General features: G+C 71.0%; 4 protein-coding genes and 1 pseudogene. 2 read left to right on the forward strand and 3 right to left on the reverse strand.

Annotated elements, in window-relative coordinates:
• From ACFWZ2_RS43140 to ACFWZ2_RS43150, 3 genes and pseudogenes are all read right to left on the reverse strand, one after another.
• Positions 1 to 243 (reverse strand): annotated as a pseudogene (locus ACFWZ2_RS43140) (GNAT family N-acetyltransferase); the annotation flags it as partial.
• Positions 244 to 279: 36 nt separating this feature from the next.
• Positions 280 to 2,166 carry an IucA/IucC family protein gene (locus ACFWZ2_RS43145; protein ID WP_384555275.1) on the reverse strand — a complete coding sequence of 629 codons (1,887 nt, stop codon included), beginning with the start codon at positions 2,164 to 2,166 and terminating at the stop codon, positions 280 to 282.
• A gap of 241 nt (positions 2,167 to 2,407) precedes the next feature.
• Positions 2,408 to 4,105 carry a diaminobutyrate--2-oxoglutarate transaminase family protein gene (locus tag ACFWZ2_RS43150; protein WP_384555276.1) on the reverse strand — a complete coding sequence of 566 codons (1,698 nt, stop codon included), beginning with the start codon at positions 4,103 to 4,105 and terminating at the stop codon, positions 2,408 to 2,410.
• Between the two features lie 336 nt (positions 4,106 to 4,441).
• Here ACFWZ2_RS43150 and ACFWZ2_RS43155 point away from each other — a divergent pair, with 336 nt between their 5' ends.
• Entirely contained in the window at positions 4,442 to 5,677 is a 1,236-nt protein-coding gene (locus tag ACFWZ2_RS43155) for a trypsin-like serine peptidase (protein ID WP_384555277.1), read from the forward strand.
• Positions 5,678 to 5,884: 207 nt separating this feature from the next.
• A complete protein-coding gene (locus ACFWZ2_RS43160) occupies positions 5,885 to 7,093 on the forward strand; it encodes a trypsin-like serine peptidase (protein ID WP_384555278.1) in 1,209 nt (402 codons plus the stop codon).
• The last annotated feature ends 111 nt before the right edge of the window (positions 7,094 to 7,204 follow it).

Raw genomic sequence — 7,204 nt, forward strand, 5'->3', positions numbered from 1 at the left:
GGGCACGAGTTGGAAGACCCCGGCCTCGGTGGTCGCCGGCCCCCATGCGGCGACACCGTCGAGGAGGTCGTCCGTGGCGGATTCCTCGCCACCGATCCGTCCGGTCCGCGCGGCCTGCTCGTCGGTCTCGGCCAGCAGACCGATGAGCTCGTCGGGCAGGCGCAGATCGAGGGTGTCGGTGCTGTCGGCTCCGGCCTGCGCGGATTCGGTCCCGGTGTCGGTGCTCGCGTCGGTGGGGGGCACGGCGTCGCTCCTGTCAGAAGGGGTCGGGCATGTTCCTCAGTAATGAAGGGGATTGGCGATGGAGACGTACACGGACTGGGTGTCGACCGGGCCGACGAGCTCGTCGAGGCCGTGCAGCCGGGTCAGCAGATTGGCCTTGCACCGCAGTACGGGTGAGTCGAGCAGCGTCGCGGGCAGCGAGGTGCGCAGCCTGTCGGGGCCGGACGCCACGTCGCCGAGGAAGCGGCGGAAGGCGGCCAGCAACAGCCGTTCGTCCGCGAGCCGTTCGGCGCCGAGTGCGCCGATGAGGCCGAGGACGTTGTTGATGCCGAGGTAGTAGGCGAACCGCTCGTCCGTCACCTCGTCGGAGACGAACGTGTCGCTGTCCTGCCCGATGCCGGGCAGCCGCCGGTCGAGTTCGGCGCGCCGGGACTCGCGGAAGTAATAGCCCTGGTTGTCGCGGTAGCGGCCGCCCGTCGGCCAGCCTTCCGGGTCGAGGAGAAGGAGCGTGTTCTGCTGGTGCGCCTCCAGGGCGACGCCCGCCTCGCTGTCCAGCCACAGCACGGGGCGTACGACGGTCTCGAGGTAGCGCAGGAACCACTCGGTGGCAACGGCCCCTCGGGGACGGCCCGTTCGCCCGGCGAGCCGCGTGATGGTCTCGCCGAGCCGGGACCGCATCGGACGGCGGCCGTGCTCGGCCGCGCGTGCCGATGGCCTGGGCGAGACGAGTCCGGCGATGCAGGTCGCGTCGTCGCCGGGAGCGAAGGGGTTGTGCCGGATCATCACGTCGAGCCCGGGGACGGGGGCGCCGTCGGGTCCGGTGACGGCGAGCCAGGCGGGGTCGCGGACCACGTCGAAGCAGGGGTGGGCGGCCTGCCACTGCTCGGCGAGGCCGCTGCGCAGCAGCCGGTGCACCTCGACGCCGCGGTGGAGTTCCTTGCGGAGATTCTCACGACGGGAGTTGGTGATGCGCAGGCCGAGGGAGAGCTTCAGCATGGCGGCCGCGCCGGAGCGGTAGAGGGTGCGTACGGAGGAGGTGGGGTGCCACGGGGCGCCATGAGGGCCGAGGTCCTGGAGGAGTCCGGCGTCCAGGAGGTCGGCGGCGGCGGGGCGGTGCCGCAGCTCGCGGATCTGCCAGGGGTGCACGGGCAGGGCCACGCGGCCGTCCGGAAGCGGCAGTTCCGGTCCGGCGAGGCGGGTGCTGAGCTGATCGGCCGGGACGGCGCGGCCGCGCTCGGTCCAGGCCGAGTCCATGGCGAGCACGGACCGGTCGACCGCGAGCCAGTGCAGTGCGAAGGCGCCGCGCAACTCCGGTGAGTAGAGGCGGGATTCGGTGTCGGACAGGCCCTCGCGGCTCTTGGGGGTCGGATGCAGAGGGTGGCCGAGGAGCAGCGATTGTTCGGCGGCGAGGAAGAGGTCGGGTTCGTCGCCCGGGCTGTTGCGGCGGTCGGCGATGAACTCCGCGGTGCGGCGCACGGAATCCGCGACCCGGCCGACGAGGTCGGCGCCGTCCACCTTGTCGACGAGGTCGATGGGCTCGGTGGTGTCCGTGGGCGGGTCGGTCGTGTCGGCCGTGGGCTCCGGCGCTGCGGTACGTCCCGCGTCCGCCGGGGACTCCGTGTCCGCCTCCGGCTCCGGGGTCGCCGCTTTGCTGCGTGCGGTTTCACGGCCGAGGAGCACGGCGACGGTCACGGCGTCGACGGGAGGAGCGCTGTCCGGGCCGTCCGCGAGATAGGGGAGGCCGAAGCGGTGCCAGCCGGTCGCCGACCAGTAGTGCACGGGCACGAGCAGGGCCGTGCCGCTCGCGGCCAACGGGATGCGCAGGGCGCCCTGTTCGGGCCCGGGGAGGTTGTTCTCCCTGACCCAGCAGCGCAGCAGGTTCTCCACGGCGGCCGCCTGCGCCGCGGTGTGCGGGTCGGGGTGTTCCAGCAGGTCGATGGGCATGTCGCGCAGGCGTTCGGACTCCTGGCCTCCCCCCTTCTGCCGGGGGACCGTACCGGACTCCGCCACCAGTGAGGATTGCGTGCCGCACACGCCTGGGGCGTGGCGATGGGGACGGCCTTCGGATGCGGGGGTGGCGTTCAAGAGAGATTCCTTGTGGGGTTGTTCGGGCTCCGTCGGGCGGCGAGGCCGGGACTCTTCCTTGCGGTTCTTGGCCGCCGGGGAGGTACCGAGTCCGCCTTGGCTACTCGTGGGGACGGCGCGACGCGGCGGCCAGCGCGTCGGCGAGACGGTCGAGGACCGCTGCCGCCTGCTCGTCGGTGATGGTGAGGGGAGGAAGAAGTCGTACGACGCTGGAGTGGCGGCCGCCGAGTTCGACGATGAGTCCGCGGCGCAGACACTCACGCTGCACGGCGGCAGCCAGTTCGGGGGCCGGCGGGCAGGGCCGGACAGTGAAGGGAAGAGTGTCTGGGTCGCGGTCGCTCGGAGTCGGGGCGTGCGGCGGCGTGCCTTGCGCCGGGATCGGGATCTGGATGGGCGATGGGGAGGGCGCGGCCGAGGACTGAACTGGCCTTGCGGGGAGGGTCGGGTCAGCCGCCGGGGCCGGGGCCGAGACCAACGCCGGGTCTGCCGCCGGGGTCGAGGCTGAGACCAACGCCGGGTCTGCCGCCGGGGTCGGGTCCGAGACAGGGGCCGGGTCCGCACCCAGCCCCGACTCCCGTGTCGGGTCCACGAGTTCGACACCGATCATCAGGCCCCGACCACGCACCTCGCCGATGCAGGGGTGTTCGGCGGCCAGGGAGCGCAGCTGGGCGAGCATGCGGGCGCCGAGGGTGGCGGCGCGTTCGGCGAGGCCGTTCTCCCTGACGTATGCGAGGGTCGCGGCGCCCGCGGCCATCGCGAGCTGGTTGCCACGGAAGGTCCCCGCGTGGGAGCCGGGCGGCCAGACGTCCAGGTCGTCGCGGTAGACCACGACGGCCAGCGGAAGGCTGCCGCCGATCGCCTTGGACAGCACCATCACGTCCGGGACGACGCCGCTGTGTTCGACGGCCCAGAAGGCGCCGGTGCGTCCGACGCCGGTCTGCACCTCGTCGGCGATGAGCGGGATGCCGCGCGCGGCGGTGATCTCGCGCATCCTGCGGAGCCAGGCGTCGGGGGCGGGGAGGACGCCGCCTTCGCCCTGGACGGGTTCGAGGATCATGCCCGCGGGTGCCGGTACGCCCGATTTGCTGTCGTCGAGGAGGCTCTCGGTCCAGCGGGCGGAGAGCTCGGCGCCGCGTGCGCCGCCGAGGCCGAACGGGCAGCGGTAGTCCTGCGGATAGGGGAGGCGCGCGACGCGTACGTCCTGTGCGCCGCCGGAGGCTTCGAGCGCCCCCGCGGTCATCCCGTGGTACGCGCCGGTGAAGGCGAGCGTGCCGTCGCGGCCGGTGGCGGCGCGGACCAGTTTCAGGGCCGCTTCCACCGCGTCCGTGCCTGCCGGGCCGCAGAACTGGATCCGCGCGCGGTCGGCCAGGCCGCGCGGCAGCGTGCGGAACAGCTCGGTGGTGAAGTCGTCCTTGACGGGTGTGGCCAGGTCGAGGACGTGCAGCGGCGCCCCCGAGTCGAGGACCTTTCTGATCGCTTCGAGCACCACGGGGTGGTTGTGTCCGAGGGCCAGGGTTCCCGCGCCCGAGAGGCAGTCGAGGTAGCGGCGTCCGTCGGCGCCCTCGATCGTCAGGCCGCGCGCCCGTACCGGCACGATCGGCAGGGCCCGCGCGTAGGTGCGCGCCGCTGACTCGCGCGCCGACTGGCGGCGCAGGATGCCTTCGTGCGCCGCGGAGTGCGCACCGGAGTGTTCCGAGGGGGTTCCCGTGGCGGGCGCGGCGGGTGCGGCGGGCGCGGCGGGGTGCGTCGCGGAGTGTGCTGCGGACACCGCCGCGGGCGCAGGCTCGGTCACGGCCACGACTGTTGGTCCTCCCGCTGTGGATGAGCGCGTCCCGCATGGATTCCGGAGAGCTCCATGTGGGCGTGCCCGATGGCAAGTTGGCAGGGGGATGAACGCATGCCACGAACCCCCCGTACGTACTAACGACGAGAGTCCCGGGGGATCACGGGTTAATCGGAAGATCCTTGCCGTGACGGAACCGTTGCCCTTCCGTCGGCCGTCCCCAACGGCACCGGCATAGTGTGGGGTGCCGTTCATCAGGGACGGGGTGTTCCGCACCCGGTCACAAGGGGTGTTCCGCACCCGGATGTCCAGCTTTTCGGAACGTTTTCGAGGCCCAGGGGGATTCTCACGATGCGACCCATTCGTCCGCTCTTCACCGCACGTAGTGGGAGGAGCGCGCGCACCAGAACCTCCCCCGTGGCGGCCGCTGTGGCGCTCGGCGCGGCGCTCGTACTGACCGCCACGGCCTGCGGTCCCAGCGACGACAACGCCGGCGGCGACTCGTCCTCGTCGCAGCCCGGCGACAGCAACGGCGACGACAAGTTCAAGATCCCGGACGAGTGGAAGGACAAGCTCAAGGATCACGGGATCGACCTGGACGAGTGGAAGAACGGCGGCTGGAAGAAGAACTGGAACAAGGAGGACTGGCTCCGCGAGGCCGGTGACTTCGTCAACCCGATCATCGAGGACCTGTGGGACCCCGACCGGATGCGGGACGCCGACAAGAACCCGGACCGCAAGGTCGACGACAACGACATCTCCGGTGACCAGGGCGTCACCGACCCGACGCCGAAGCCCGTGAAGGCGGCTGCCGTGAAGGCGCCGTACCACGACCAGGTCGCCGAGTCCGGCAAGCTCTTCTTCGACGGTCCCGACGGTTCGATGGTCTGCTCCGCGACCGTCGTCAAGGACCCGGCCCACCCGGGCAAGTCCAACATGGTGTGGACCGCGGGCCACTGCGTGCACGCGGGCGCCGAGGGCGGCTGGTACCGCAACATGGTCTTCGTGCCCTCGTACAACGACAGCGGCAAGTCGGTCGAGGAACTCCAGAACGCCCCCAAGGAAGAAGTCGCCCCGTACGGCGTCTGGTGGGGCGACTGGGCACAGACCTCCGACCAGTGGATCGAGCAGGGCGGTCCGACGGGCGGCAAGGGCGCGCCGTACGACTTCGCGGTCATTCACGTGAAGCCGGAGAAGGGCAGCGAGGGCAAGTCGCTCGAGGAGACGGTCGGTTCGGCCCTGCCGGTGGACTTCAACGCTCCCGCGGTGCCGCAGATCGACGGCATGACGGCGACCGGCTACCCGGCCGCGCCCCCGTTCGACGGCCAGAAGATGTTCCAGTGCGCCGACAAGCCGGGCCGGCTCTCGCTCAGCAAGCCCGACCCGACGATGTACCGCATCGGCTGCACCATGACCGGTGGTTCGTCCGGCGGCGGCTGGGTCGCCGAGGGCCAGGACGGCAAGCCCGCGCTGGTGTCGAACACCTCCATCGGCCCGGTGACGGCGGGCTGGCTCGCCGGTCCGCGCCTGGGCAAGGAAGCCAAGGGCATCTACAGCGCGGTCAGCAAGAAGTTCGCCGGTCAGTAGGTCGGCAGACAGAGCTGACACACGACTGGTCGGCTAGATCGACACACGGCGGCGGGGCACCGGAAATCTTCACGACCCCGCCGCCGTTCGCACTCAACCTCACAGGCATAGTGGGGTGTTGCGTCGATGCGGAGTTCCGCGGAGTCCCCGCGTCGACATATGACACGTACATGGCAAATACACATTCTCAACGGGGGTAACAGCACCATGCGTTCCACTCGTGCGCCGTTCGCGCGCAGTCGTGGACGGCGCGTCGCACTCGCCGCCACCGGCCTCGCCGCCACCCTGGCGCTCACCGCCACGGCCTGCGGCCCGAGCGACGACAAGGCAAGCGACAAGCCGGACGCCACCGCGTCCCAGGGAGCCGACAGCGGCTCCGACTCCGGCTCGAAGCTGCCGGACATCGCCGACAAGCTCAAGGACCACGGCATCGACCTGGACGAGTGGAAGAACGGCGGCTGGAAGAAGAACTGGGAGAAGAGCGAATGGCTGCGTGAGGCCAAGGACTTCGTCAACCCGGTCATCGACGGGCTCTGGAAGCCCGAGCGGATGAAGAACGCCAAGGACCCGAACAAGACGATCGCCGCGAAGGACGCGACCGCCGACCAGGGCGCGACCGACCCCGAGCCGACGCCGGTCCGGGCCAAGCCCGAGAAGACCCCGTACCACGAGAACGCGGCGCCGGTCGGCAAGATCTTCTTCGACTCCCCCGAGGGCTCGATGGTCTGCTCCGGCACCGTCGTGAAGGACCCCCGCCACCCGGGCAAGTCCAACCTCGTGTGGACGGCCGGGCACTGCGTGCACCGCGGCGCCGAGGGCGGCTGGTACCGCAACATCGCCTTCGTCCCCTCGTACAACGACCTGGGCAAGTCCGAGGCCGAGCTGGGCAACGCGGCCCCGCAGGAAGTCGCCCCCTACGGCCAGTACTGGGCCGACTGGGTCTCGACCTCCAACGAGTGGATCAACGAGGGCGGCCCGACGGGCGGCGCGGGCGCGACGTACGACTACGCCGTGATGCACGTGCAGCCGGAGCAGGGCGGCAAGTCCCTGGAGGAGACGGTCGGCAACGCGCTCGACGTCGACTTCTCGACCCCGTCGGCGCAGACCGTGAGCTCGATGGGCGCCTGGGGCTACCCGGCCGCCCCGCCGTACAACGGCCTGACCATGCACAAGTGCATCGACAAGCCGGGCCGTCTCTCGCTGTCCCCGTCCCTGCCGACGATGTACCGCATCGGCTGCACCATGACCGGCGGTTCGTCCGGTGGCGGCTGGTTCCGCATGGTGGGCGACAAGACGAAGCTCGTGTCCAACACGTCGATCGGCCCGGCCGAGAACACCTGGCTCGCCGGACCGCAGCTGGGCAAGGGTGCCCAGCAGGTCTACGACATGATGAGCAAGAAGTACGGCTCGCAGTAACACGCTGATCGGGAGCGCTCCGAGCAGGAGCGCTCCCGGCAGGGCCTGGTGCCGCCCGTGATGCGCGCGGCACCAGACAGACGGAGAGGCCCGCCCCCACCGAAGTGGGGG

The organism is Streptomyces sp. NPDC059002 (assembly GCF_042740435.1).
GTDB lineage: Bacteria > Actinomycetota > Actinomycetes > Streptomycetales > Streptomycetaceae > Streptomyces.